The sequence below is a fragment of the Lunatibacter salilacus genome (assembly GCF_009797935.1).
GTDB lineage: Bacteria > Bacteroidota > Bacteroidia > Cytophagales > Cyclobacteriaceae > Lunatibacter > Lunatibacter salilacus.
This window is the reverse complement of sequence record NZ_VOLC01000038.1, coordinates 2,012-5,315: the sequence shown is the minus strand read 5'-3', so window position 1 is coordinate 5,315 and position 3,304 is coordinate 2,012. Positions and strand designations below refer to the sequence as shown.

Annotated in this window: 2 rRNA genes; both read right to left on the bottom strand. The window is 55.4% G+C overall.

From position 1 onward, the window contains the following. Positions 1-18 precede the first annotated feature (18 nt). Positions 19-130 (bottom strand): 5S ribosomal RNA (gene rrf, locus FQ608_RS26955). Between the two features lie 167 nt (positions 131-297). Then, positions 298-3,188, bottom strand: a 23S ribosomal RNA gene (locus tag FQ608_RS26950). Positions 3,189-3,304 lie beyond the last annotated feature (116 nt).

Sequence of the window (3,304 nt, the reverse complement as noted above, 5' to 3'; positions counted from 1 at the left end):
GTTCGGGGCTTGTGATAGGTAAGGCGGCGACCTACTCTCCCGGGTGTAACCCCAGTACCATCGGCGCTGCAGGGCTTAACTTCTCTGTTCGGGATGGGAAGAGGTGGAACCCCTGCGCGAGGCCGCCTATGTCTTTCGGGCATGTGTTTCCAACCTTTCGGCGGAACGCCCTAATTTCTTGTGTTCTTTACAGTAAGACTTTAGACTCCGGTTTTCCAACTTCCGTCTTCGGTCTTCCGACTTCGTCTTCCTGTCTTTTTATGACATTGTCTCGCAGAGAATGCGGGGGTTGCCCCTGTGCCCAAGTTTCCGGGCTATTAGTACTGCTCGGCTATGCCATCGCTGGCTTTACACCTGCAGCCTATCGACGTCATCGTCTCTGACGGCCCTTATTCAGAAGTCTCATCTTGGGGCGAGTTTCGCACTTAGATGCTTTCAGCGCTTATCTCTTCCCGACTTAGCTACCCGGCGGTGCAGTTGGCACCACAACCGGTACACCAGCGGTCGGTCCATCCCGGTCCTCTCGTACTAAGGACAGCCCCCCGCAGACTTCTCACGCCCGCAACAGATAGGGACCGAACTGTCTCACGACGTTCTGAACCCAGCTCGCGTGCCACTTTAATGGGCGAACAGCCCAACCCTTGGGACCTTCTCCAGCCCCAGGATGTGACGAGCCGACATCGAGGTGCCAAACCTCCCCGTCGATATGAGCTCTTGGGGGAGATCAGCCTGTTATCCCCAGCGTACCTTTTATCCTTTGAGCGACGGCCCTTCCATGCGGTACCGCCGGATCACTATACCCGACTTTCGTCCCTGTTCGGCTTGTCGGCCTCACAGTCAAGCTCCCTTATGCTATTGCACTCCGCGCACGGTTACCAGGCGTGCTGAGGGAACCTTTGGAAGCCTCCGTTATCCTTTTGGAGGCGACCACCCCAGTCAAACTACCCACCAAACAATGTCTCCCACTTCGGGGATTAGACATCAGGCAAACAAAGGGCCGTATTTCAACGTTGGCTCCAAGATGCCTGGCGACACCCCTTCACAGCCTCCGGCCTATCCTACACATCGTTTACCCGATGCCAATGTTAAGTTGCAGTAAAGGTGCATGGGGTCTTTCCGTCCCGTTGCGGGTACGCGGCATCTTCACCGCGACTACAATTTCACCGAGCTCATGGCTGAGACAGTGCCCAGATCGTTACACCATTCGTGCAGGTCGGAACTTACCCGACAAGGAATTTCGCTACCTTAGGACCGTTATAGTTACGGCCGCCGTTTACCGGGGCTTCAGTTCAACGCTTCGCACTTGCGTACTAACGTCCCCCCTTAACCTTCCGGCACCGGGCAGGTGTCAGGCCTTATACCTCATCTTTCGATTTCGCAAAGCCATGTGTTTTTGATAAACAGTCGCCTGGGCCTTTTCACTGCGGCCCCGGTTCTTACACCGGGGCGCCCCTTCTCCCGAAGTTACAGGGCCATTTTGCCGAGTTCCTTAGCCATGATTCACTCGAGCACCTCAGGATTCTCTCCTTGACCACCTGTGTCGGTTTGCGGTACGGGCCGGCATGCGCTTAACGCCAGAAGTTTTTCTTGGAAGCGCTTAGGGCCACTATCCGGTTGTCCGAAGACGCCCGGTACTGTCAGGTTCGGCTAAGGCTGCGCATTTTACTACAGCCCCAATACCTACACCCTTTAACGCGGTATTCCGTCACCGCGCGGGCCTTTCATTACTCCGTCACTCCATCGCCTGCATGCCGGGTATGGGAATATTAACCCATTTGCCATCGGAATCCCCCTTCGGGTTATCCTTAGGACCCGACTGACCCTGATCCGATTAGCGTTGATCAGGAAACCTTGGTCTACCGGTGTGGGGGTTTCCCGCCCCCATTATCGTTACTTATGCCTACATTTGCTTTTCCAAAAGCTCCAGCAGGGCTCACGCCCCACATTCACCGCCGTTGGAATGCTCCCCTACCACTGTACCTGCGTACAATCCCGCGCTTCGGTATTACACTTGATGCCCGATTATTATCGACGCCCTGCCGCTCGACCAGTGAGCTGTTACGCACTCTTTAAAGGAATAGCTGCTTCCAAGCTAACCTCCTGGCTGTCTCTGCAGCTGGACCACCTTTGTTCAACTTAGTGTAAATTCAGGGACCTTAGCGGCGGGTCCGGGTTCTTTCCCTCTCGGACTGGGACCTTAGCACCCCAGCCCTCACTGCCAGTACTGTATGACGGCATTCGGAGTTCGTCAGGATTTGGTAGGATATGACTCCCCCTAGTCCTATCGGTAGCTCTACCTCCGCCATACATTCCCTGACGCTGTTCCTAAAAACATTTCGGGGAGTACGAGCTATTTCTCGGTTTGATTGGCCTTTCACCCCTACCCACAGCTCATCCGGAAGCTTTTCAACGCTTATCGGTTCGGTCCTCCACTCCGTTTTACCGGAGCTTCAACCTGGCCATGGGTAGATCACCAAGTTTCGCGTCTACCCCCACTGACTAATTCGCCCTGTTCGGACTCGCTTTCGCTGCGGCTGCGGACATTCATGTCCTTAACCTCGCCAATGAGGAGTAACTCGTAGGCTCATTATGCAAAAGGCACGCCGTCACACTGGATCAATCCAGCGCTCCGACCGCTTGTAGGCGCACGGTTTCAGGTTCTATTTCACCCCGTTATTCACGGTACTTTTCACCTTTCCCTCACGGTACTGGTTCACTATCGGTCTCTCAGGAGTATTTAGCCTTACCGGATGGTGCCGGCGGATTCAACCGGGATTTCTCCTGTCCCGGCCTACTCAGGATACCCGACTGCGCACGCACGCTTCCCGTACGGGACTCTCACCCCCTATGGTCACAGTTCCCACTGCGTTCCGGTCACGTTTATGCGCATTACTCGGGTCCTACAACCCCGCCCATGCCGTAACATGGACGGTTTGGGCTCTTCCGTTTTCGCTCGCCACTACTTGCGGAATCATTCTTATTTTCTCTTCCTCCGGGTACTTAGATGTTTCAGTTCCCCGGGTTCGCCTTCCTTGCGGAATATCCTGATCACTCAGGATGGGTTGCCCCATTCGGACATCCGCGGATCACACCGTATGTGCCGGTCCCCGCGGCTTATCGCAGCTTGCCACGTCCTTCTTCGCCTCTGAGAGCCTAGGCATCCCCCGTACGCCCTTGTCCACTTGGACTCCCAACGTGCCCTCTTGCACGCACGCCGGGTTTGTTCGGGACGCCGCAATCCCCCGGACCATTAGCCCGGTTTCACGCGACACCCGCATTCTCTGCTCAACATGTCAATGAACTT